This window comes from Kitasatospora sp. NPDC058406, assembly GCF_042722765.1.
Lineage (GTDB): Bacteria > Actinomycetota > Actinomycetes > Streptomycetales > Streptomycetaceae > Kitasatospora.
The window spans coordinates 1-23,246 of sequence record NZ_JBHXKE010000051.1 but is presented as its reverse complement, the minus strand read 5'-3'; the positions used below and the strand labels follow the sequence as shown (position 1 = coordinate 23,246).

Below are 23,246 nucleotides of genomic sequence, written 5' to 3'. Positions count from 1 at the left end.
GAATCGGAGCACGGCATGAGCGGAAGTTCACTGAACTCCTCACCGGAGCTGATAGCCCTCAGCGCCGACGGGGAGTTGGTCGCCGAGGTCGTCCACCGCGGACCGTGTCTCGTCTGGCACCGCGCGACGGGGGCCGTGGTGGCCTCGGTCGAGACCCCCGCGCACGCCACCGCCGTCGCGTTCGACGACGACCGGTCGGCCCACCTCCTGGTGATCGGTGACGAGGCCGGCGGAGTCCACACGTGGACGCAGCACGGTGGGCACGCGCCGCTCCACTCGGACCACGGGTGTCGCGTCACCGCCGTCGCCCCCGGCCCCGGCGGGCTGGTCCTGTCCGGCGACGAGAACGGGTCCGTCAGGGTGTGGAACACCACGGCGGGCGCGCCGGGGCGGCGGATCGACCTGGAGCTGCCCGAGCAGTTCGGGAAGCAGGTCACGTCGTTGACCGCCCGTCCGGACGGTGAGCGGTTCGCCGCGGGCACGGCGAGCGGCCGGATGTTCCTCGGCGACGTCCACTCACCGGAGCCGCCGCGCCTGGTGTTCAAGGACGGACCGAGGCTGCAGTCGGTCGCCTTCGCCACCCGGGCGGAGGCGATCCTGGCAGCCGGCGGAACGTCCGCCCAGCTGTGGGATCCGACGACCTTCGGGACGTGGTCCCTCCTCCACGACCACCGGGGGACGGTCGTCGCCGCCGCGCTCGACCCACGCGCCGCACGGGTCGCCACGGGCGGGACCGAACGGATCGTCAGGATCTGGGACACCTCGACCGCCGAGGTCGTCCACCGGCTGACCGACCTCAACGGATGGGTGCTCGCGCTGCGCTTCGTCGCCGACGGCACGCAACTCGTCGCCGTGGACGGCGACGGCGAGGCGGGCCTCTGGGACGTCCGGACGGGCGCGCTGCTGGCACGCTCCCACCGGCTCGGTTCCCGGTCGGAGACGGGCGCAGCACCCGGTGCGCCGGCGGCCCCCTGGCAGCAGGAGGCCGCCCGCCACGACTGGAGCCGCATCGCGTGCTCCTGTCGTCGGGGAGCCCGCCACGTCCCGGAGGACTTCGCACGGCTCATGGCCGCGCGGACGCCCGAGGAGGCGTCGGGACACGGGCTGGTGGGCGACGTCGAGTCCCAGGGCTTCCTCTCCGAGGCCTCCCTGCCGTTGGCCTCGATGCTCCTCCTGGCACTGGAGCACGAGCAGCTGTCGGCGCCGGCCCGCTACCGGGTGCTCGACCTGCTGATGGCGTGCGTGGAGGGTGAAGCCGACCTCAGCGCCTCGGCGGCCGGCCACCCCGACATCGAGGAGGAGTGCTGCGACGCGGTGCGGCGCGGGATCCCGCTCTTCTACGAGGAGTTGGCCGCCGGGAGCACGCCCGGTGCCGGCGAGCCCGCCTACCTCATCCTGCGTGCCCTCGGCGAGGACACGGAGCGGCTGGACGGCATCCGGAAGGCCGGTCTCGGGTAGGCGTTCCCTGAGGTGTGCCTCGTGATCCGGGGGCCGGGCGGTGATGCCGACCGGCCCCCGGATCATGTTCGAGCGGTCCCGCCAGGTGGCCGCCGGCCGATCCCGGAGGCGGCCCGGAAGGCCGGGTGGGAGACGAAGGGCAGTGCCCCGGGCGCCGGGGCCGACGCCGACCACGAGCCCCGGAAACTGCTCGGCGACGCCGACCGACCGTTCTCGGCCACCCGGGCGCGCTCGCCGACGAACCATCCGAACGATCGCCCCAGGTACCGGCCGACACCGACCTGACCACGCCTGATACCTTGCAGTGGCCATGGTGTTCGGGAAACCGGTCTGAGTCCGGTGCGGCCCTCGCCACTGTTGCCGCGGAGTGCCGCGGCCCTCGCTGACCGGCTCTGCCAGCGGTCAGGGCCACTGGGTCGGCTGGAAGAGCCACCCGGGAAGGTCGGCTGCGGCGTGTCGATGCGGAAGCCAGGAGACCGGCCACGGCGCGACATGTTCCACGAGGGTTTTGGAGAACACGTGCCCAGCGCTCTGCCGTACCCGTTCCGTTCCATACGTTCCGCACGTCCCGTAGGTGCCGCAGGTCCCACAGGTCCGGTGCGCGTCGGCCGCGCGGTCGCGGCCTTCCTGTTCACCGGTGTGCTCGGCGCCTGCGCGGGCGCCCCCGCACCCGACGCGCCCAGTGCGACGGCCGGCAGTGCCGGGCCGGTCACCGTGAACAACTGCGGGACCACCGTGACGGTCGGCGCGCCGCCCGAGCGGCTGGTGACGCTCAATCAGGGTGCCACCGAGGTGGCCCTGGCCCTCGGCCTGGAGTCCCGCATGGCCGGTACCGCCTATCTCGACAATGCCGTCCCGGAGAAGTGGAAGGCGGCCTACGACTCCGTGCCGGTGCTCTCCAAGGACTACCCGACGAAGGAGAAGCTCCTCGCGGCGCGGCCCGACTTCCTGTACGCCTCCTACTCCAGCGCGTTCACCGACAAGGTCGCGGGCACCCGGGACGAGCTGGGCGGCCAGGGCATCCCGTCGTACCTGTCCCCGTTCGGCTGCTCGGACAAGAGCCAGGTGCCGCCGCCGACCTGGCAGGCGATGTGGGGCGAACTGAACGACGTCGCCAGGGTCTTCGGTGTCACGGAACGGTCCGCCGCGATCCAGCGGCAGCAGGAGCAGCAGCTGGCCCAGTTCACGGCGACGGCCGCGGGCAAGGGCCTGAAGGTCCTGTGGTTCGACTCGGACACCAAGGCACCGTTCGTCGGCTCCGGCCACGGCGGGCCTCAGCTGGTGCTCGACGCCGTGGGGGCCCGCAACGTCTTCGCAGACCTGCCCGGTGCCTGGCAGAACGTGAGCTGGGAGAAGGTCGTCGCCGCGGACCCGGACGCCATCGTGCTCGCGGACGCCGACTGGGACACGGCCCAGTCCAAGATCGACTATCTGCAGGGCGACCCGGTGCTGAGCAAGCTCACCGCCGTGCAGCGCAAGGCCTTCGTGGTGGTGCCGTTCTCCGAGTCGACCCCCGGTGTGCTGCTCGCCGACGGTGCCGCCCGGGTGTCGGCGGGACTGGGCCGACTGCACCCGGGATCATGACCGCCACGTCCCCTCCCGCCGTGCGGCTCACCGGTCCGGGCCGCACGGCGGCGGCCCTGGCCGTCGCCGCGGCCCTGCTCCTGGCCACCGTGCTCCTCGGTCTGGCCGTGGGCTCGCACCACGAGCCGGTCCGGACGGTGATCGACGTCGTGGTGCGCCGTCTCGGGCTGGGCGACCCGCACGTGACGCTGCTGGACGACCAGATCGTCTGGCAGTTGCGGCTGCCCCGGGTTCTGGGAGCGGCTGCCACCGGCGCCGGTCTCGCGGTCTGCGGTGCCGTGCTGCAGACGCTGACCGGGAACGACCTGGCCGATCCCTTCCTGCTCGGGATCTCGGACGGAGCCGCCGCCGGCGCGGTCACCGTGATCGTCCTCGGGGTCGGCGTGTCCGGCGCCGTGGGAACGGGCGCGGTGGCGACGGCGGCGTTCGCCGGCGCCCTGCTCGCGGCCGTCGTCGTGCTGGCCCTGGCCGGTGCGCGCACCCGGACGCTGCCGACCACCCGGACCGTGCTCGCCGGCATCGCCGTCGGGCAGATGTGCGGGGCCTACACCTCGTTCGCCGTAATGGTCCTCGGGGACCGCGACGCGGCGCGCGGTGTCATGGAGTGGACGCTGGGCTCGGTCGCCGGCGTGCGGTGGCCCACCGCCGTCTTCCTGACCGCGGTCGCGCTGGCCGGGGTCACGGTCCTGGCATCCTCGGCCCGCGACCTGGACGCCTTCGCCTTCGGCGAGACCGCCGCCCGCTCCCTCGGCGTCCACGTCGAGCGGACCCGCTGGGTCCTCGTCGCCGTCGCTGCGCTGGTGACCGCGTGCCTGGTCGCCCACACCGGCGTCATCGGGTTCCTCGGCCTGGTCGTACCGCATGTGGTCCGTCTCGTCTGCGGCCCGCGCCACGCCGTCCTGCTGCCCGTGTCGGCGCTGACGGGTGCGTCGCTCCTGGTGGGCAGCGACATCCTGGCGCGCTCGGTCCTCCCCGACCGGGAGATTCCCGTCGGCGTCATCACGGCCGGGCTCGGAGCACCCTTCTTCGCCTGGCTGCTGTGGCGCCAGGGCCGGGCCGACGGGAGGGGGCGGTGACGGTGACACACCCCGTCGAGCTGCGCGCGGAGGGACTTCGTGTGCGCATCGGCGGAGCCACCCTGCTGGACGCGGTGTCGCTCACGTTCGGCCCCGGCCGGATCACGGCCCTGCTCGGGCCCAACGGCGCCGGGAAGTCCACCCTGCTGCGCGCGGTCGCCGGACTGACCCGTCCGAGCGCCGGTCGGGTCCTCCTGGACGGCGAGGACCTCCACGCGCTCACGGCCCGCCGACGGGCCCGACAGGTGGCCTTCCTGGAGCAGCAGGCGGACACCCGGCTGTCGCTGCCGGTCCGTCAGGTCATCGAGCTCGGCCGCACCCCGCACCGCAGCCGCTGGCCCGTGCCGGCGAACACAGCCGCCGACGCCCACGAGCGGGCCGTGTTCGCCGACGCCGTGGCCGCAGCCGACGTCGGCCATCTGCTCGACCGCTCCTGGCCGACGCTGTCGGGTGGCGAGCGGCAGCGGGTCCAGCTCGCACGGGCGCTGGTGCAGGAGCCCGGCGTCCTGCTGCTCGACGAGCCCACCAACCACCTCGACCTGCGCCACCAACTCGGCTTCCTCGAAACCGTCCGGGGGCTGGGCATCACCACGGTGGCGGCCCTGCACGACCTCGAACTCGCCGCCGCCTACTGCGACGAGGCCGCCGTCCTGCTCGACGGCCGCCTGGTCGCCCACGGGACCGGTCCCGAGGTGCTCACCTCGCCCATGATCGCGCGCGTCTACGGCGTCGACGCCACCGTGGAACGCCACCCCCGGCACGACCGACCGCACATCCGGTGGAACGGACTGCTCCACGAGAGGAAGACGCCATGACCTCCCCGGTCCCCGAAGCCAACGCCCGCCGCGGCGCCGCACTCCTGGTCGGCATGTCGATCGCGGAAGCCGTCCGCCGTGACGAACTCCTCAGGACAGCGGCCTCGCACCGGGCCTCGATCGCGTTCCTGCAGCAGGCCGACCCCTCGTTGTCGGCCGAGCTGACCAGGCTGGCCGACGCGGGCACCGAGACCGTGGTCGTGATCGGCGTCCGGCTCACGGCCTCCGGCCCGGCCCAGTCCTGGCTGCGGCGGATCGCCGCGCACTGGTGGCGCGAGCGCGCGGGCCACCGCCCCGAACTCCTCGTGGCGACCCGCCTCGCCGCTTCGCCCGACGAGGTCGCCGCGGTGGCCGCGACGACGAAGGCCGTCACCGGCAAGGAGCCCGGCCTCACGTCCGCGGCCTGGGAGGACGTCACCGGCCACCGGCACCAGGTCCTGGTGTGCCGCGGCCCGCGCTGCGCGGCCCGGGGTGCCGAGGAAGGCCTGCGCGCCCTGGTGCAGAAGCTGACCGAGCAGGGTCTCGGCGACGACGACGTGCTCGTGACCCAGACGGGATGCCAGTTCCCGTGCAACCAGGCACCCGTCGTCAGCGTGCAGCCCGACGACGTCTGGTACGGCGGGGTCGACCCGGCTGTCGCAGACCGCATCGTCACCGAGCACCTCGCCGGCGGACGACCGGTGGAGTCCAACCGGCTCCCCCGCCACCGGAAGGAGCAGACGGGCCACCACGGCTGATCGCGATCACCGGCACGGGAGCGGGGCCGCGCCCGCGCAGAGCCCCCCGAAGGCGTGGGCGAGCGTCGCGCCTGCGGCCCCGCAACGCAGCCGCGCACGACTCGACCCCGCCTGCGCGCCTTCGGCGGGGTCGAGTCGTGCGCGGCGGGGAACTGCCCGTCAGACCGCCGGAGCGGGGACGGCCGTACGGTCCTCGGCAGGCGCGGCGGGGGTGAGGGCCCGCTGTGCCAGGGCTCCGAAGACCAGGGCGAACCCGGTCCAGAGCACGACCTGCAGACCGATCGAGGCGAGCCGGAAGTCCCACATCAGCCCGGCCGGGAAGCCGTCCGGGATCGCGTCGTCGTTGGACGGCAGGACGACGGCGAGCACGGCCATCACCACGGCGTAGCCGAGACCGGCCGCGACAACGGCGTTCCACGTGCCCAGACGCGGGGCCAGGCGCTTGCCGAGGATCACCGCGGCGACGCCGATCAGCACGCTGAGGGCGATCATCAGGAAGAACAGCGCCGTGCGCTTCCCGATGGTGTCCGGATTGCCGACCGCCGGCGGCATCGCCGGGTACTTGAGGAACGGCACCAGGTAGATCGTGGTGAACGCGGCGCCCGCGACCAGCGCGGCGGTGGCCCGGGGGCCGAACCGGCCGATCCGGCCGAGGGCGAAGCAGAACGCCAGCGCCGCGACGCCGCCGACGGCGACGCCGTACACCAGCACCCCGGTGGCGAGGCCGGCCGTGGACTGCAGGTCGCGGCTGACCAGTTCCTCCTCCTCGTCACCGGAATCGGCGGTGCCGGCGGCCTCGTGGGAGTCCTCATGGCCGGCGGCGGGTTCGGCCTCGCTCCCGTGGTGGTGCCCGGCCGGGGCGGACTGTGACTGCTCCTGGGCGATGGCGTCCGAGACGGGGCCCTCGCCGACGGTGTAGGCGAAGAGGAAGGCCACCAGCCCGGCGAGCAGGCCCGCGAGCAGGCCGCGCAGCAGCAGCTTTCCGACGGTGCCGGAGGAGACGGTTGCGGAGTTGTTCATCGGTGCTCGGTCTCCGGTCAGTGGCACGGGAAGCCGAGCAGGTGGCGGCCGTCGTGCACCCACTCGTGCACGGTGGCCCCGGAGAAGACCGAGGTGGCGCCCTGTTCGGCACCGACGAAGTACAGCAGGACCAGCATCAGGGTGCCGAGGAACAGCGCCCAGGGAAGGATGGCGCGGATCGGCAGCGCGGCCGGGGCGGAACCGCCCACGGGCAGGCTGGGAGAGAGTACGGACTGGGCCATGGCAGGACCTCCTGGGGGAAACACGCGTCCCGTTCGGTGGAGCTCTGACGACGGCGGTCGGGTCTGACTTGCCGGACCCCGCCGTTGCGTGAGGCGGCCGGTTCCGGCTTACAGTGGCGCGACCGTGCCGGATTCCCACCGGACTTCCGTCTCGCCGTCGTCTTCAGTTGTCGCAGCAGACCGTAGCGCCCGGGCGGCGGCGGCGCCAAGGGCGTGCACCGAATCGTTGCCGCGCGGTCACCTGCGCATTTGTCCGCGGGCGGGCGCGGAACGCGGTACTCCGAGGGGCTCCCAAGGGTGACAGGTGTACGAAGGGGGAAGGACATGACGGTACGGGTGATCTTCGTCGCACCGGCGATCGGACCCGAGCTGCGGCAGGCCCGGTTCGTCGGCGAAGGATCCGCGGACGGGGTCGATCCGCTCGACGCCGCCGGGATACGCGCCGCCCGCGCTGCCGCACCGGGCCTGCCGGCGGCCGCCCACCGGTTCGTCTCGCCCACCGCCCGCTGCCGCCGCACCGCCGAGAACCTCGGCCTGCCCGACGCCGTGGACGAGCCCGCGCTGCGCGGCTGCGCGACGGGCCGATGGAGCGGGCGGACCCTCGACGAGGTCGCGGCCGAGGAGCCGGCGGCCGTGATGAAGTGGCTGGCCGATCCGGCGGCCGCGCCGCACGGCGGCGAGTCGGTGCGGCAGTTGTGCGCCCGGGTCGGCGCCTGGCTCGACGGCACCGCGGCCGCGCTGGCCGGGCGGGTGCTGGTGATCGCCGAGCCGGACGTGGTCCGGGCCGCCGCCGTGCACGCCCTCGGCATCCCGGACCACGCCTTCCGCCGGCTCGACGTGCCACCGTTGGCGGGCGTCGAACTGACCGGGCGGGCGGACCGCTGGAACCTGCGTCTGGGCCTCGTCCGGCCCATCACGGATGGAGCCGGATGACGGGGGCAGCTCCTGCGACCGCGCCGGGGCGCCCGTCACAGCGTTCGCCCAGTGACCGGGTGCAGCTCTACGACCGACCGGCCGACGCCCGGTGGGCCCGCACGGCCACCTCGACCCGGACGGCGTCCGCGGCGGCCCCGCACCTCGTGGCCGCGCACCGCCCAGGCGCTCTGAGCCGCGGCTCTACTCACCCCACCGGCATCACCCGATTACCGGATGGTCGACACGCCTCTGCGTGCTCGGTCAGGACGGCAGGGTGATCGACTGGGCGTGGTGGAAGACGTTCTTGGGATCCCAGGTCTTCTTGGCCTTCTGCAAGCGGCTGTAGTTCTGCTTGTAGTAGAGGCGCTGGTAGGCGGGCCGGTCGTCGCCGGCCACGCCCAGGTCGATGTCCGGGTAGTTGACGTAGGCGCCGTCGGTGTCGGTACCGATCTCGGGAACGCCTCCGGTCGCCCGGTACGCGTCCCGGTAGAGGCCGCGGAGGAACGCCAGGTGGTCGGCGTCCGCGGCCGGGTCCGTCCAGTACGTCTGGTACTGGAGCTTCATGACCGAGTCGCGCTGGGGTGCGGCGGTCTCGGTGGGCCCGCGGTCGTTCACCCGGCAGCCGTAGGAGTCGATCTGGACCAGCGTGTTCGTCAGGTCGACACCGGGGACCTCCCTGGTCAGCCACGTCCAGAACGACTCGATCTGCGCCGGGGTGAAGGGTCGCCGGTGATAGGCCGACTTGTACTTGCCGCGCTGGTTGGCACCGGAACCGTTGACCGTCATCGTGGCCTGGAACCACGGCAGCCGGCGCCGCTTGTCCGGGTAGGGCAGGTAGAGCCTCCCCGCGCTCCGGGTCTGGACGGTCGACCTGGTCCTCATCCCGGACTCCACCAGCGCGAGGAACTCGTCCAACGGCGCCGGATCCTCCTCGTCCCACTGGCTGAACAGGACGACGTTCCCGTTCGACCGGTGGGTGAGGTGGAGGATGGAGAACAGTCCCTGGTACACCGTCTCCTTCCGGCCGCTGTAACGGGCGAAGAAGGCACCGAAGTTGTCGAGCAGGGTCCGGAAGTCCTCCGGGCGCCGGACCAACTCGTCCCACGGCCAGGCGACACTGCTCAGCCACACCTGCGGCGGCGGCTTCGGCAGGGCGTGGGCGAAGTGGTAGCGCAGGACGATGCCGAAGTTCCCGCCGCCGCCCCCGGTGTGCGCCCAGAACAGCTCACGCTCCGGCGAGCCCTCCGGATCACCCCGGTGGGCCGTCGTCACCTCCACCCGGCCACCCCGGACGGTGACCACGTCGACCTGGACCAGGTGGTCGACCGTCAGCCCGTGGCGCCGGGAGAGCAGCCCGTACCCGCCTCCGCTGATGTGACCGCCGGCTCCGACCGAGTAGCAGGAACCCGCCGGGATCGTGACGCCGTAGGTGCGGAAGAGGGTGGTGTAGACGTCCCAGTTGGTGGCGCCGCCCTCGACGCAGTAGGTGGCCGCGCCGAACTTGTCGGTCCCCGTGCGGACCCCGCGCAGGGTGCTGAGGTCGAGGATGACGCCCTTGTCGTTGTCGACGAATCCCTCGTAGCAGTGGCCGCCACCGCGGACCGTCGGCCGCAGCCCGCGGTCGAGCGTCGTCCGCAGCTCCGCCACCGCGTCGGCCTCGTTGGCGACCAGCCGGATGTGGTTCGGCCGGCTCCGCCAGCGCTGGTTGAAGCCCTGGCTGAGCGTCTCGTAGCGGGAGTCCGAGGGGAAGACCGTCCGCCCCTCCGGGAGCTCGACCGGATCGGCCTCCGCACGGCCGGCGGCGCCGGCGGTCAGGCCCAGCGAAGCCGCGGAGACGCCGGCGGCGGTCATTCCGGTGCTGCCGAGAAAACCTCGACGGGAGAATTCACGGCTCATCGACCACCCGCTTTTCCGACTCCGATATTCCGGCACAGGAAAGCTACCACCGGTTCCTGACGATGTGAATCCCTGCACGAACTAGTGTGACTGTATATTCTTCCCGACCTCTTTCCGGAATCGACTCGGGACTCCACCCGGCAACCCCGGCGACACCGCCGACCGGCACTCCGGGAGGTCTCGGCGGACGCACGCCGAAGGAGAGGGGCACTTCGGCGACGCCGACCGCACCACCGCGAAGGCCGCACTCCGAAGACCCGCCGCACCGCCGGGAACCCGACTTGACGAGCCATCTAGTTAGGCACCATATTACTGCCATGACCCCACACCACGAGGTCGACGGCGGCGCACCGACGCTCGACCAGGCACGCAGACAGCTCTCCCGGTACGGCCTGGCGGCCGATCCGCAGGCGGTCCTGGTCGCTGCACGCCTGATGGCCGCCGCCTCCCGACTGGGACAGGCCGGGGAGGCGCACTTCGCACGGTTCGGCCTCTCCACCGGGCGGTACCGACTGCTGGCCGACCTGGAGGACCACGGCGGCGAGAAGTCCCCCTCCCAGCTGGCCGCTTCGCTCGGCGTCTCCCGGGCGACCGTGACCGGCCTGGTCGACGGCCTCGAACGCGGCGGCCTGGTCGCCCGCCGACCGTCCACCGAGGACGGCCGGGGCAACGTGGTGGTCCTGACCACCCGCGGATCGGAACGCCTGCGCGACATGGCGCCGGAACACTACGAGCGGATGCAGGCCATGGTCGGCGGCCTCTCGATCGAGGAGCGCACGGTGTTCCTCGACCTGCTGGCGAGGCTGGTCGAGGGCATGGAGGCCCTGACCGCCGACTGACCGGCCGCGGACCGACCGGCTGCCGACCGGCCGCCGACCAGCCAGGGCCTCCGACCGACCGACGGCCGACCCCGCACCGGTCGGCCACCCCGACAACAGCGCGCAGCATCGGACCGCCCGGCGACAGTCGGCGGCCCCGCCGTTCCACGGCCACATAGTTAGTTACCTAATCACTAATACTTAGCCACCTAAGTATATCTCGGGAGTTTCCATGCCCAACAGGCAGAACATGCCCACCGATCCGGACGACGCCCGGCCGCCGTTCGTCCTCTGGCGCGAGGTCCTGGTCGCCTACGCCATGCCGGCCGCCATGGCCGGGGCCGGCGGCCTGGCGACCGGGCAGTCCCAACTGCTGATCGCCGCCGCGACCACCATCGCCGGCACCTCCGCCGTCGTGGCCGCCCTGGTCGGCGCAAGGCTGCGCCGACGTCCGGCCGATTCGTGGAGCACCCATGCGCCGCGCACGCTCCTCGCGGCCGGCGCCGGACTCTGCGCCGCCGCGATAGGCCTGGCCCTCGGCTGGTCGGGCGCCCACTGGCTGCCCCGGGTGCCGGCCCTCGCGGACAGCCCGTGGCCGGACCGGCTCCGGATCGACCTGCCGGTCTCCGCGGCCATCGCCGCGACCATGATCACCTGGCGCTGGCGCAGCACCCGCCCGCGCCGCCGCCGGGCGCGCTGAGAACCGTCCGCCCCCTTGACCCGCGCGGCACGGGCACCCCGCCGCGCGGACCGGCCCCACCCACACCCACGGAAAGAGATCCAGAGATGATCGTCATCATGGGCGCCACCGGCGCCACCGGCGGAGCCACCCTCCGCAGCCTGACCGCGCGGGACATCCCCGTCCGCGCCCTCAGCCGCGACCCGGCCCGGCTGCTGGCCGGACTCGACGACCGCACCCGCCCGCTGGTCGACGCGGTCGCCGCCGACGCCGGCGACCCGGAGTCGCTGGCCGCCGCCTTCAAGGGCGCCCGACAGCTGCTCCTCACCATGGCCAACGGCCCCCAGCAGGTCGAGCACGAGCTGCGGGCCGTCGACCTGGCGGCCAGGAGCGGTGTGGAGCACATCGTGAAGATCTCCGCCCCGGCCGCCGAGCCGGACTCCCCCGTCGCCGTCTCCCGGGGCCACCACCGGATCGAGGAGCACCTGCGGGCCTCCGGCGCCACGGCCACCGTCCTGCGCCCGTACGCGTTCATGCAGAAGCTGCTGCTGCTCTCGCCCGGCATCGCGGCCGCCGGGCTGATCCACGGCGCGACGGGCAGCGCCCGCTGCAACTACGTCGACTGCCGGGACATAGGCGACGTCGCGGCGGCCGTCCTCACCGATCCCAGGGCCGCGGGCGGCGTCCACGAGCTCACCGGTGGACGGGCGTACAGCCACCAGGAGATCGCCGAGCTGCTGAGCGCGCTGCTCGGCCGGCCGGTGCGGTACATCGACCTGGCCCCGGCCGAGCTGCACGCCCACCTGGTCTCACGGGCCGGGATGCCGGACTGGCTCGCCACCCACGTGGTGGAGATCCAGCGGCTCGCGGTGGAGCGGCCGGAGTCGCCGACCGACGCCGCCACCAGGCTGACCGGTCGCGCTCCGCGTACCCTGGAGGCATTCCTCCGCGAGCATCTCCACCGGTTCCACTGACCCCTGCCGGACACCCCGACGGGCCCGCCGATCCCCGGACGGCGGGCCCGTCGCCCCGAAAGGAGCCAATCCGATGTGGCGTGGGTCACGACCGGAAAACACATCTGACGGTCCGTCAAAATGACTGATTGGCCGTCACATCAATGAGCCGGTCGCGCAGTTGTTGACTGACGGACAGTCAGATTCGGTCATTTCAGCGCCAGTTGGGAAGAGTGTCGGTCGGTACGCCGTTCATCACCCGGGGCTACCATCGGTCGGGTTGTCCGCTCCGGCCCCGGAGTGGGGTCACCCCGTCAGGCGGTTGCTCCCACCGCCCCCAAGGGTCGAGCATCGGTCGGGACGGGGCAGGACAAGGAGCGCACGGCTGTTATGACAGCTGAACCGAACCAGACGGAGGCGGGCGACACGGCTGCGAGCCGGACGGCCGCGGACCACACGGACCCGGCGACCGCGGACCGGCCCTCGCCGGAGCCCACGGCCCCCGGCGACGGGCCGCACGCCGTCGACGGACCGGACACCGACGGCAAGCACGCCCGCTACCCGGGCCGCCCCGCGCCCGCCCCGCGCACCCTGATCGACATCCTCGACGCCAGCGTCCGCGACCACCCGGCCGAGCCGGCCCTCGACGACGGCCACACCGTCCTCAGCTACCGCGCGCTCGCCGCCGAGGTCGAGCAGCTGCGCCGCCGCCTGGCCGCCGCCGGCATCCGCCCCGGTGCCCGGGTCGGCGTCCGCGTGCCCTCCGGCACCAACGACCTCTACGTCTCCATCCTCGCCGTCCTCGCGGCCGGGGCCGCCTACGTCCCGGTCGACGCCGAGGACCCGGACGAGCGCGCCCAGCTGGTGTTCGAGGAGGCCGCGGTCGCCGCGATCCTGGGCGCCGACCGCTCGCTCACCATGACCGCGGACGCGGCCACCCCCGAGGCGGCCACCGCCGGCACACCCGGATCCGGAACGCCCGCCGCCGACCTGCCCACCGAGACCCGCCCCTCCCCCGCCGACGACGCCTGGATCATCTTCACCTCGGGCTCCACCGGCCGCCCCAAGGGCGTCGCCGTCACCCACCGCAACGCCGCCGCCTTCGTCGACGCCGAGGCCGCGCTCTTCCTCCAGGACGAGCCCATCGGCCCCGGCGACCGGGTGATGGCCGGGCTCTCGGTCGCCTTCGACGCCTCCTGCGAGGAGATGTGGCTCGCCTGGCGCTACGGCGCCTGCCTGGTGCCCGTCCCCCGCTCCCAGGTGCGCAGCGGCGCCGACCTCGGCCCGTGGCTCGCCGAGCAGGAGATCACCGTGGTCTCCACCGTGCCGACGCTGGCCGCGCTCTGGCCGGCCGAGGCGCTGATCGAGGTCCGGCTGCTGATCTTCGGCGGCGAGGCCTGCCCGCCCGAGCTGGTGCAGCGCGTCGTCACCGAGGGCCGCGAGGTCTGGAACACGTACGGCCCCACGGAGGCCACCGTGGTCGCCTGCGCCGCGCTGCTCACCGGTGAGGGGCCGGTCCGGATCGGCCTGCCGCTGGACGGCTGGGACCTGGTCGTCGTCGACGAGGCCGGCGAGCCGGTCGCGCCGGGTGGCACCGGCCAGCTGGTGATCGGCGGCGTCGGTCTGGCCCGCTACCTCGACCCGGAGAAGGACGCCGAGAAGTACGCGCCGCTGCCGTCGGTCGGCTGGGACCGCGCCTACCGCAGCGGCGACCTGGTGCAGGCCGACCCCGAGGGCCTGCTCTTCCTCGGCCGCGCCGACGAGCAGATCAAGCTCGGCGGGCGCCGGATCGAGCTGGGCGAGGTCGACGCGGCGCTCCAGGCCCTGCCGGGCGTGGCGGGCGCGGCGGCGGCGGTCCGCACCGCGCGCGGCGGCAACCAGCTGCTGGTGGGCTACCTGGTGACCTCCGAGGGCTGGGACCGCGAGCAGGCCGTGGCGCGGCTGCGGGCCGAGCTGCCGGCCGCCCTGGTCCCGTTGCTCGCGACGGTCGACACGCTGCCCACCCGGACCTCCGGCAAGGTCGACCGGAACGCGCTGCCGTGGCCCCTGCCCGGGCTGCAGCCCACCGGCCCGACCGAGGAGCTGTACGGCACCGAGGCCTGGCTGGCCGAGCAGTGGACGGAGATCCTCGGGGTGCCGGTGAGCGGCCCCCGGGAGGACTTCTTCGCGATCGGCGGCGGCAGCCTGGCCGCCGCCCGGCTCACCACCCTGCTCCGGGCCCGTTACCCGAGCGCCGCGGTGCTGGACATCTACCAGAACCCGACGCTGCGCAAGCTCGCCCGGCACCTGGAGCGCTCGGCGGCGGAGCGCAACGAGGTACGGACGATCGCGCCGGTCCCGACCCGGGCCAAGGTCCTGCAGCTGCTCCTGCTGGTCCCGCTGTTCACGGTGGTGGGGCTGCGCTGGACGGTCGCCCTGCTGGCGCTCGGCAACCTGCTGTCGCACCTCGACGGTTTCGCCTGGGCCCCGACCGCCTCCTGGTGGGCGGTCGGGGCGGGGGCGCTGGCGCTGTTCAGCCCGCCCGGACGGCTCGCGGTCGCGGCCGGCGGCGCCCGGCTGCTGCTGCGCGGCCTGCGCCCGGGCAGCTACCCCCGTGGCGGTTCCGTGCACGTGCGGCTCTGGGCCGCCGAGCGGCTCACCGAGGTGAGCGGGGCGACCACGCTCTCCGGGGCGTGGCTGGTCCGGTACGCGCGGGCCCTCGGCGCCAAGGTCGGTCCGGAGGCGGACCTGCACTCGCTGCCGCCGGTGACCGGTCTGCTCAAGCTGGGCCGCGGCTGCGCGGTGGAGGCCGAGGTCGACCTCTCCGGGTACTGGCTGGACGGTGACCGGTTGGAGGTCGGGCAGATCAAGATCGGCGCGGGCGCCGTGATCGGTACCCGCTCGACCATGCTGCCCGGTGCCCGGGTCGGCAAGCAGGCCCAGGTGGTGGCCGGGTCCAGCGTCACCGGGCAGATCCCGACCGGTCAGCGCTGGGGCGGCGCGCCCGCCGTCAAGCTGGGCCGCACCGAGCGGTTCTGGCCGAAGGGGCGCCCGGTCCGCCACGCGCGCTGGTCCGCGCTGTACGGGGCCAGCGGCACGGCCCTCGGCCTGCTGCCGCTGCTGCCGGCCGTGGCCGGTGTGGCGGTGCTCTCCCTGTTCGTCGATCCCGCGGACGGTCTGGGCGGGGCGCTCGGCGGCGCCCTGCTGGGCCTGCTGCCCGCCACCCTGGCGTACGGCGTGGTGTACGCGGCGCAGCTGGTCGCGGCGGTGCGGCTGCTCTCGATCGGCCTGGTCCCCGGGGTCCACCCGCTGCACGGCCGGGTCGGCTGGCAGGCCTGGTCGGTGACCCAGCTGATGGACCAGGCGCGCGAGATCCTCTTCCCGCTGTACGCGGGGCTGGTGACGCCGCTCTGGCTGCGGGCGCTGGGCATGCGGGTCGGGCGTGGCGCGGAGGTGTCGACGGTCCTGGCGCTGCCGAGCCTGACCACGGTCGGCGACGGTGCGTTCCTGGCCGACGACACCCTGATCGCGCCGTACGAGCTGGGCGGCGGCTGGGTGCGGCTGGGCGAGGCGAAGGTGGGCGAGCGGGCGTTCCTCGGCAACTCGGGGATGACCGCTCCGGGCCGTTCGGTGCCCAAGCGGGGGCTGGTGGGCGTGCTGTCGGCGACGCCGGCGAAGGCGAAGAAGGGCAGCTCGTACCTGGGCATGCCGCCGATGCGGCTGCCCCGGGCGGCCGACAAGGCCGACCAGAGCCTCACCTACGAGCCGCCTGCCCGGCTGCTCTGGGCGCGCGGGCTGGTCGAGGTGGGCCGGCTGCTGCCGGTGCTGGCCTCGGGCGCGCTCGGCGCGCTGATGCTGGCGGCGCTCTCCTGGGTGGCGGTCGAGTGGTCGCCGCTGGCGGCGGCGCTGCTGTCCGGTCTGCTGCTGCTGGCCGCGGGCGGGGTGGCCTGCCTGGTCGCGGTGGCGGCGAAGTGGCTGCTGGTGGGGCGGTTCCGGGCGGTGGAGCATCCGCTGTGGAGCGGTTTCGTCTGGCGAAACGAGCTGGCGGACACCTTCGTCGAGGTGCTGGCTGTACCGTGGCTGGTCGGCGCGGTGCCGGGCACGCCGCTGCTGAACGTGTGGCTGCGGGCGCTCGGTGCGAACGTCGGGCGCGGGGTCTGGTGCGAGAGCTACTGGCTGCCGGAGGCGGACCTGGTCACCCTCGGGGACGGGGTGTCGATCAACCGGGGCTGCGTCGTGCAGACCCACCTCTTCCACGACCGGATCATGCGGATGGATACTGTCGTCCTCGGCGAGGGCTCCACCCTGGGGCCCGGCGGCATCGTGCTGCCCGGCAGCTCGGTGGGTGCGCGCAGCACACTGGGCCCGGCCTCGCTGGTGATGCGCGCCGAGTCGGTCCCCGCGGACACGCGGTGGCTCGGCAATCCCATCGAGGTGTGGCAGACCACCTCCTGACCACCGTTTCCCCCGCCCGCCGCCACGCCGCCCCCCTCCCCCTGTCGCAGGAGCGTACGACCCGGTGAAACCCCGCCCGGTGCAGTCCCAGCAGTCCCCGCAGATCCCGCAGCCCCCGGGTCCTCCGGCCGCCCCCGCGGCGCCGGTGGGCTCCGTGAACGGTGTCCACCGGGGCCCGGCGGCGGCGCCCGCCGCCGGGCCGGACCCGTACTTCCCGAACAGCGGGGACCACCGGTACCGCGTCCACCGCTACGAGCTGGCGCTCGACTACCGGCCCGGCCCGAACCGGCTGGGCGGCACGGCCCGGCTCAGCGCCGTGGCCGTGACCGCGCTGCCCGAGTTCGCACTGGACCTCGCCGAGTTCCGGATCGGCCGGGTGCTGGTGGACGGCCGGGCCGCCCGGTACACCCACCGGGCCGGCAAGCTGCGGGTCCGTCCGGCGAAGGCGCTGACGGCGGGTGCGGCGTTCACCGTCGAGGTGCACTACACCGGCAACCCGAGGCCGGTGCGCAGCCCGTGGGGCGGCCTGGGCTGGGAGGAGCTGACCGACGGCGCGCTGGTGGCCAGCCAGCCGGTCGGGGCGCCGTCCTGGTTCCCGTGCAACGACCGGCCGGCCGACAAGGCGACGTACCAGGTAGCGGTCACCACGCCCTCGCCCTACACGGTGGTGGTCGGCGGCCGGCTGCTGACCCGGACCACCCGGGCGTCCAGCACCACCTGGGTGTACGAGCAGTCCGCGCCGACCTCGACGTACCTGGTGACGGTCTCGATCGGCCAGTACCTGCCGGTGGTGCTGGCGGAGCGCCCGAACGTGCCGCAGACCGGGTTCGTGCCGGAGCGGCTGGCCGGTTCGTTCGCCGCCGACTTCGGCCGGCAGCCGGCGATGATGGCGTACTTCGAGGAGGTGTTCGGCCCCTACCCGTTCGGCGAGTACGCGGTGGTGGTGGCCGACGAGGAGCTGGACGTGCCGGTCGAGGCGCAGGGCGTGGCGACCTTCGGCACCAACCATCTCGGGGGCGGCTGGGAGCGGGAGCGGCTGATCGCCCACGAGCTGGCCCACCAGTGGTTCGGGAACAGCCTGTCGGTGGGCGACTGGAGCCACATCTGGCTGAACGAGGGGCTGGCCAAGTACGCGGAGTGGCTCTGGTCGGAGCGGGCGGGCGGACCGTCGGCGGCGGCGAGGGCCGCCTCCGCGCACCGGCTGCTGGCCGGGCTGCCGCAGGACCTCCGGCTCGGCGACCCGGGCCGGAAGCTGATGTTCGACGACCGGCTGTACCAGCGCGGCGGGCTCACCGTGCACGCCCTGCGGCAGGCCCTCGGGGACACCGCCTTCTTCCGGATGCTGCGGGACTGGGCGGGTTTCCACCGGCACGGGACGGTCACCTCCGCCGACTTCCTGGCGCACACCGCCCGCTACACGCAGGCGCCGTTGGAGGGGCTGTTCGAGGCCTGGCTGAGGCGGCCGGAGCTGCCGCCGCTGCCGCCGGGCTCACCCGGCTCGACGGTCCGGGCCTGGTCCCCGCCGGCCTGACCGGCCCGGCCGGCCCCCGCCGGCCGTTCCCGGCGGTACGCGGCCGGGCCCGCCCGGACGACGTGCCGGGACGTTGCCGCACCACCGTGCCCGGGCTCAGGAGAGCTCGGGCACGGTGCGGTGCAGCCCCTTGCGGTCGTAGTAGCGGGTCATCCCGAAGCCGAAGAGCAGCGCCGCCACCGTGCCGATCCCGATCCAGACCCACGCCCTCGTCAGGCCGGCGTCCGCCTGCGCGTCGAAGAAGAGGATGGCGCGCACGCCGTCGGTGAGCTGGCGCATCGGCTCGAACAGCGCCAGGAACCGGTAGAACGACGGCAGGGCGTCGAGCGGGATCGTGGCGCCGGAGGACGGCAGGCCGAGCACGATGAAGACGAACATGCTGATCAGCAGGCCGATCCCGCCGAAGGCCGCGTTGATGGCCTGGACCCCGAGCCCGACGGCGCTGGTCGCGCAGACCGAGAAGACCCAGAGCAGCGGCAGGTGGGCGGCGTCCATGTCGAGGACCACCACACTCGCGAACATGATCAGCGAGGAGGTCAGCAGCGAGAGCACGACGGACATCGCGCACTTGACGGCCAGGGTGCCGGTGCGGTCGATCGGGACGACCGGGTGGCGGGCGCGCCAGGGACCGATCTCGTTGTCGGCGTAGCCGAGGGCGACGTCGACGCCGTTGCCGATGATGTTGGCGCCCATGAAGCCCGCCAGGACCAGCAGCAGGGTGTAGTAGAACGCGGTGAGTCCGAGCCCGCTGCGGCTGCCGATGGGGTGGCCGACGGCGGTCGTGACGGTGATCGGGTCGGCGATCAGCAGCCGGGCGGCGTTGTCCAGGCCCTGGGTCCCCGGCAGGGCGGTGAGCGTGCCGCCGAGCCGCAGGGACGCCTCCCGGACGGCCTGCTGGCCGATCTGCGCGGCGAGCGAGGAGCCAAGACTGCCGACGCCCGGGTTGGTGTACTGGACGACGGTCGGCCGTGCGGGTTCCGCACCGCCGCTGCTGCCGAGGGCCGCGACCGCCGCGGTGAAGTCGGGCGGCACCTGGAGGACGCCGTACAGCTTGCCGGAGGCCAGCTGTTCCTTGGCCGCGGCCTCGTCGAGGCGGCGCCAGGAGACCGTGTCCCCCTGGCCGGGGGCGGTGGCGATGCCGGTGACGACCTGCTCGCCGAGGTTCCGCTGCTGTCCGGCGACGGTGGCGCCGCGGTCGGTGTCGACCAGCCCGATCGGGATGTGGTGCAGGTCGGCCCGCGGGTCGAGGATCCCTCCGAGGTAGAGCAGCGACATCAGCAGGCTGAGCAGCCCGACCAGGACGGCGGGGATCACCCAGAGCCGGGGGTTGCGCAGCACCTGCCGGGCGCGGACTCCGGTCGTGGGCGCCGTGGTCGGCGGCGGGGGCTCGGGGAGGTTCGGTTCGGGGACGTCGGGCATGAGTCTCCGTACGTGGTCGGCGGCCCGGCCGACACTAGGAGCGGCGTTCGGCGGGCGCACGCCGCCACGCCGCCGGGTCACCCGCCCGCGCGGCCCCGGACACGGACCGGCCCGGCCCCCCGTGGGTGCGGGGGGCCGGGCCGGTCTCCGCCGGGGTGGCGTCAGCCGGTGAAGCCGGCCGTGATGGAGGTGAACTGCCAGTCGTTCTGGGCGATGCCGGAGCAGGTCTCCTGCAGGCCGCCGCCGGGGCAGCCGCGGTCCCGGTTGACGGACCAGAACGCGAGCCGGGCGATGTGGTGGCTGTTGGCCCAGTCGCGGATCGCGGTCCAGTTCTGGACGGTGGTGACCTCGTTGTTGTCGCTGAGGCCGTTCATGCCGGAGATGCCGATGTGCGCGTAGGCGGTGGCGTCGTCCCAGCCGAAGGTGGACCTGAGCTTGGTCTTCAGACCCTCGGTGGCACTGACGGTGGCGGCGTACATGTCGGTCGAGGCGTTGCCGAAGTCGAACGGCATGATGGTGAAGACGTCGATGTCGGCGTTGAGCGCCTTGGCCTGCTCGATCAGCCGGTTGCCGTGGGAGGTCGGGCCGCTGGTGGCGGTGCCGAAGGTCAGGATGGTGCGCAGACCGGGGTTGTTCTGCTTCACGATCTTGAGCGCGCCGAGGATGCGGTCCTGGACGGCGTAGTTCTCGAACTCGTCGGTGTTCTCGATGTCGACGTCGATCGCCTTGAGGCCGTAGGCGTTGATCACCTTCTGGTACGCGGCGGCGAGGTCGGCGGTGGTGGCGCAGTTGGGGCCGAGCTTGTTGCCGCTCCAACCGCCGATCGACGGGACGATGTCGCCGCCGGCGGCGCGGACCGCGTTGACGGTCGCCTGGTCGACGCCGTTCAGCAGGGGGCGCTGGCTGTCCCAGGTGGGGTTGCAGCCGTTCTGGGCGAGGATGAACGCCATCGTGAACCACTTGATGCCGGTGGCGTTCATGACCGTGGTGGCGGCCGGCGGGTTGCCCCAGCCGTTGTACAGGTAGGGCGCGGCCTGCTTGAAGCCGGTCGGGGTGCCGCCGCCCGGGTCGGTGGTGACGGTGAGCGCGGTGGAGGCGCCCGAGGTGTTGCCCGCGGCGTCGCGCGCCTTGACCGTGAACGTGTACGCGGTCGCGGCGGCGAGGCCGCCGACGGTGGTGGAGGTCCCGGTGGCGGTGGCGACCTTGGTGGCGCCCTGGTAGACGTCGTAGCCGGTGACGCCGGTGTTGTCGGTGGCGGCGTCCCAGGCGAGGTTGACGCTGGCGGCGGACTTGCCGGTGGTGCGCAGGTTTCCCGGGACGGTGGGCGCCTGGGTGTCGGTGGGGGTGCCGCCGCCGGGGCCGTCGAGGCTGAGGTCGTCGGCGTAGTAGGTGCCCTGGCCGTACCAGCCGTTGACGTAGACCTCGGCGCTGGTCTGGGTGGCGCCGGTGGTGAAGGAGACGCTCAGCCGGGTGTAGTCGGCGGCGGAGGTCCAGGCGGAGGTGCCCCCGGTGACGCCGAGGTAGACGTAGCTGCCGCGGACCCAGCCGGAGAGCGTGTAGGCGGTGTTGGGCTGGACGGCGACGGTCTGGACGCACTTGGCGTTGTCGCCCGCGGTGGCGGCGCCGGCGAGCGCCTTGGTGCCGCCGTGGACGGGGGTGGTGACGACCGAGCCGAGGCCGCCGGAACAGTTCCAGCCGGACAGGGTGCCGGTCTCGAAGCCCGGGTTGGTGAGCTGGTTCGCCGCGTGGGCGACGGTGGGTGCGCCGAACGCGGCGACGGCAGCGAGCAGAGCGGCCGCGCCGGCGGCGGGCAGTCGGGTGCGCTTGTGCACCGGTGACCTCCAGTGGGGGTGTGGGGGTGGAGGTGCGGGGAGGAGCCCAAAATGGACTGGACCAATTGACCGTGTCAAGGACCGTCCGCCGAACGGACGGTGAAGGCGCGTCGGGCTCCGGGGTGCGCGGCCGACCGCCGGGCCGGGCCCGTTGCCGGGCTCGCGCCGGGTCCGCGCCGGGTCCGCACCGGGCCGCTCCCAGGTACTTCCCAGGTCCGTCCCGGGTTCCGTCCCGGACCCGGCGACGGGCCCGGACCGGCCGGATCCTGCGACATTCCAGGACGTCCGGGAAAAACCGGTGGAAGGCGACCGCGCTCCCAACTAGCGTGGGCACGCCGTGCCGTCCGCGGCGCATCGATCGCACCATCGATATCAATCAGAGGATCAGATGACCGACCTGTCCGACGAACTGCTCCCCTCCACCCGCCGTGCGCTCACGCACCGGATCGCGGTCGCCCAGGCCGAGGGCCGCACGCCCTCCATGGTCGCCGCCGTGGTCCGCGACGAGCGGTTGGTGTGGAGCGGCTCCCGCAGCATGATCGACGGCCACGCCCCCACCGCCGACGTGCAGTACCGGATCGGTTCGATCACCAAGACCTTCGTCGCCGTCCTGGTCCTGCGCCTGCGCGACGAGGGCCTGCTGGACCTCGCCGACCCGATCGAGCGTCACCTGCCCGGCACGCCCGCCGACGGCGCCACCGTCGCCCAGTTGCTCTCCCACTCCGCCGGCCTCGCCTCCGAGACCCCGGAGCCGTGGTGGGAGCGGACGGACGGCGCGCTCCGCCCCCGCCTCGCCGACATCCTGGAGCAGGAGCGGCCGCGCCGCCACCCGGCCGGCCGGCGGCACCACTACTCCAATCCCACCTACGCCCTGCTCGGGGCCCTCGTCGAGCAGTTGCGCGGCGAGCCCTGGGGCGAGGTGCTGCGCCGGGAGGTCCTCCAGCCCCTCGGCATGGACCGCACGACCCTGCTGCCCGAGCACCCGCACGCCGGGGGCTTCGCCGTCCACCCCTGGGCGGACGTCATGCTGCCCGAGCCGCTCACCGACACCGGCCTGATGGCGCCGGCCGGCCAGCTCTGGTCCACCGTCACCGACCTCGCCCGTTGGGCCGCCTTCCTGGCCGGCGGCCACGAGAAGGTCCTCTCCACCGACACGCTCGCCGAGATGCGCGAACCCGCCGTCGGCCCCGAGGCCGGCGAGTGGAGCGAGAGCTACGGGTTCGGGCTCCAGCTGATCCAGCACGAGGGCCGCTCGCTCTACGGACACTCCGGCTCGATGCCGGGCTTCACGGCGGGCCTCTGGATCAGCGACACCGACGGCCTCGCCGCGATCGCCCTCTCCAACGCCACCAACGGCTCCCGTACGCCGCTGGTCGCCGCCGAGCTGATCGCCCTCACCGCGCAGCACGAGCCCCGGATCCCCGAGCCCTGGCGTCCGCTGCCCGACGTGGACGAGGAGCTCCTCGCCCTCACCGGCCCCTGGTACTGGGGCGCCGCGCCCCACACCCTGCGGCTCAGGGCCGACCGGATGCTGGAGCTCTCGTCGCTCGGCCTCACCGGCCGCGGCTCCCGCTTCCGGGCCGAGGCGGACGGCACCTGGACCGGTCTCGACGGCTACTACGCCGGCGAGACCCTGCGGGTGGTCCGGGCGGGCGACGGATCGGTCAGCCACCTCGACATCGGCACGTTCGTGCTCACCCGCGAGCCCTACGGCCCCGCCGAGGTCATCCCCGGCGGCCTCGACCCCCAGGGGTGGCAGGCGTTCTAGGCCCTCCCCGGCCTCCGCTCCCCCGCTCCCGCTGCTCCCCGCCGCCGTCCCCCCGCAGTCCTTCCGGGG

Annotated in this window: 17 protein-coding genes and 2 riboswitches; of the genes, 12 read left to right on the top strand and 5 right to left on the bottom strand. The window is 73.7% G+C overall.

The window, feature by feature from the left end:
- Positions 1–15: 15 nt before the first annotated feature.
- The 5 genes from ACFWOG_RS12855 to ACFWOG_RS12835 all read left to right on the top strand — a co-directional run bounded on the left by ACFWOG_RS12855 (position 16) and on the right by ACFWOG_RS12835 (position 5,670).
- Complete coding sequence (locus ACFWOG_RS12855) at positions 16–1,458, top strand: WD40 repeat domain-containing protein (protein WP_380357614.1); 1,443 nt, start codon at positions 16–18, stop codon at positions 1,456–1,458.
- A 294-nt stretch (positions 1,459–1,752) separates the two neighbouring features.
- Positions 1,753–1,958: riboswitch (cobalamin riboswitch) on the top strand.
- Between the two features lie 97 nt (positions 1,959–2,055).
- Positions 2,056–3,042, top strand: a complete 987-nt coding sequence (locus tag ACFWOG_RS12850; protein WP_380357611.1) for an ABC transporter substrate-binding protein — start codon at positions 2,056–2,058, stop codon at positions 3,040–3,042.
- Positions 3,039–4,118 (top strand): FecCD family ABC transporter permease, encoded by a 1,080-nt coding sequence (locus tag ACFWOG_RS12845; protein ID WP_380357609.1) that lies wholly within the window; start codon positions 3,039–3,041, stop codon positions 4,116–4,118. Before ACFWOG_RS12850 ends, ACFWOG_RS12845 begins: the two co-directional genes overlap by 4 nt.
- The gene (locus ACFWOG_RS12840; RefSeq protein WP_380357606.1) at positions 4,115–4,933 is read left to right on the top strand and encodes an ABC transporter ATP-binding protein; all 819 of its coding nucleotides are present in this window, start codon (positions 4,115–4,117) and stop codon (positions 4,931–4,933) included. The genes ACFWOG_RS12845 and ACFWOG_RS12840 overlap by 4 nt, the downstream gene beginning before the upstream one ends.
- On the top strand, positions 4,930–5,670 hold the full coding sequence (locus tag ACFWOG_RS12835) for a ferredoxin (RefSeq protein ID WP_380357603.1): 741 nt from the start codon (positions 4,930–4,932) through the stop codon (positions 5,668–5,670). The genes ACFWOG_RS12840 and ACFWOG_RS12835 overlap by 4 nt, the downstream gene beginning before the upstream one ends.
- A 159-nt stretch (positions 5,671–5,829) precedes the next feature.
- On the opposite strand, the gene ACFWOG_RS12830 is transcribed toward ACFWOG_RS12835, so the two are convergent.
- Together ACFWOG_RS12830 and ACFWOG_RS12825 are read right to left on the bottom strand one after the other, a co-directional pair.
- Positions 5,830–6,690 carry a CbtA family protein gene (locus tag ACFWOG_RS12830; protein WP_355400393.1) on the bottom strand — a complete coding sequence of 287 codons (861 nt, stop codon included), beginning with the start codon at positions 6,688–6,690 and terminating at the stop codon, positions 5,830–5,832.
- A gap of 17 nt (positions 6,691–6,707) precedes the next feature.
- Entirely contained in the window at positions 6,708–6,932 is a 225-nt protein-coding gene (locus ACFWOG_RS12825; RefSeq protein WP_355400395.1) for a CbtB-domain containing protein, read from the bottom strand.
- 61 nt (positions 6,933–6,993) lie between these two features.
- Positions 6,994–7,080: riboswitch (cobalamin riboswitch) on the bottom strand.
- A 176-nt stretch (positions 7,081–7,256) separates the two neighbouring features.
- Between ACFWOG_RS12825 and ACFWOG_RS12820 the strand changes: the two genes are divergently transcribed.
- Positions 7,257–7,865 (top strand): histidine phosphatase family protein, encoded by a 609-nt coding sequence (locus ACFWOG_RS12820; protein WP_380357598.1) that lies wholly within the window; start codon positions 7,257–7,259, stop codon positions 7,863–7,865.
- A gap of 243 nt (positions 7,866–8,108) precedes the next feature.
- On the opposite strand, the gene ACFWOG_RS12815 is transcribed toward ACFWOG_RS12820, so the two are convergent.
- Positions 8,109–9,698: an FAD-binding oxidoreductase gene (locus ACFWOG_RS12815; protein WP_380357596.1), complete on the bottom strand. Its 1,590-nt coding sequence runs from the start codon at positions 9,696–9,698 to the stop codon at positions 8,109–8,111.
- Positions 9,699–10,060: 362 nt separating this feature from the next.
- Between ACFWOG_RS12815 and ACFWOG_RS12810 the strand changes: the two genes are divergently transcribed.
- The 5 genes from ACFWOG_RS12810 (at position 10,061) to ACFWOG_RS12790 (ending at position 18,158) form a co-directional block, all read left to right on the top strand.
- Complete coding sequence (locus ACFWOG_RS12810; RefSeq protein WP_329875677.1) at positions 10,061–10,582, top strand: MarR family transcriptional regulator; 522 nt, start codon at positions 10,061–10,063, stop codon at positions 10,580–10,582.
- Between the two features lie 211 nt (positions 10,583–10,793).
- Positions 10,794–11,261 carry a hypothetical protein gene (locus ACFWOG_RS12805; protein ID WP_329875675.1) on the top strand — a complete coding sequence of 156 codons (468 nt, stop codon included), beginning with the start codon at positions 10,794–10,796 and terminating at the stop codon, positions 11,259–11,261.
- Positions 11,262–11,347: 86 nt separating this feature from the next.
- Positions 11,348–12,214, top strand: coding sequence for an NmrA family NAD(P)-binding protein (locus ACFWOG_RS12800; RefSeq protein ID WP_355400417.1), 867 nt, complete (start codon positions 11,348–11,350; stop codon positions 12,212–12,214).
- A 369-nt stretch (positions 12,215–12,583) separates the two neighbouring features.
- A complete protein-coding gene (locus tag ACFWOG_RS12795) occupies positions 12,584–16,627 on the top strand; it encodes a Pls/PosA family non-ribosomal peptide synthetase (RefSeq protein ID WP_380357591.1) in 4,044 nt (1,347 codons plus the stop codon).
- A gap of 154 nt (positions 16,628–16,781) precedes the next feature.
- Entirely contained in the window at positions 16,782–18,158 is a 1,377-nt protein-coding gene (locus tag ACFWOG_RS12790; protein WP_329951720.1) for a M1 family metallopeptidase, read from the top strand.
- 96 nt (positions 18,159–18,254) lie between these two features.
- On the opposite strand, the gene ACFWOG_RS12785 is transcribed toward ACFWOG_RS12790, so the two are convergent.
- Both ACFWOG_RS12785 and ACFWOG_RS12780 read right to left on the bottom strand, forming a co-directional pair.
- On the bottom strand, positions 18,255–19,577 hold the full coding sequence (locus ACFWOG_RS12785) for a DUF3533 domain-containing protein (RefSeq protein ID WP_329951721.1): 1,323 nt from the start codon (positions 19,575–19,577) through the stop codon (positions 18,255–18,257).
- 161 nt (positions 19,578–19,738) lie between these two features.
- Positions 19,739–21,409, bottom strand: a complete 1,671-nt coding sequence (locus tag ACFWOG_RS12780) for a carbohydrate binding domain-containing protein (RefSeq protein WP_380357586.1) — start codon at positions 21,407–21,409, stop codon at positions 19,739–19,741.
- Between the two features lie 388 nt (positions 21,410–21,797).
- Here ACFWOG_RS12780 and ACFWOG_RS12775 point away from each other — a divergent pair, with 388 nt between their 5' ends.
- Complete coding sequence (locus ACFWOG_RS12775) at positions 21,798–23,177, top strand: serine hydrolase domain-containing protein (protein ID WP_380357583.1); 1,380 nt, start codon at positions 21,798–21,800, stop codon at positions 23,175–23,177.
- Positions 23,178–23,246: the final 69 nt, after the last annotated feature.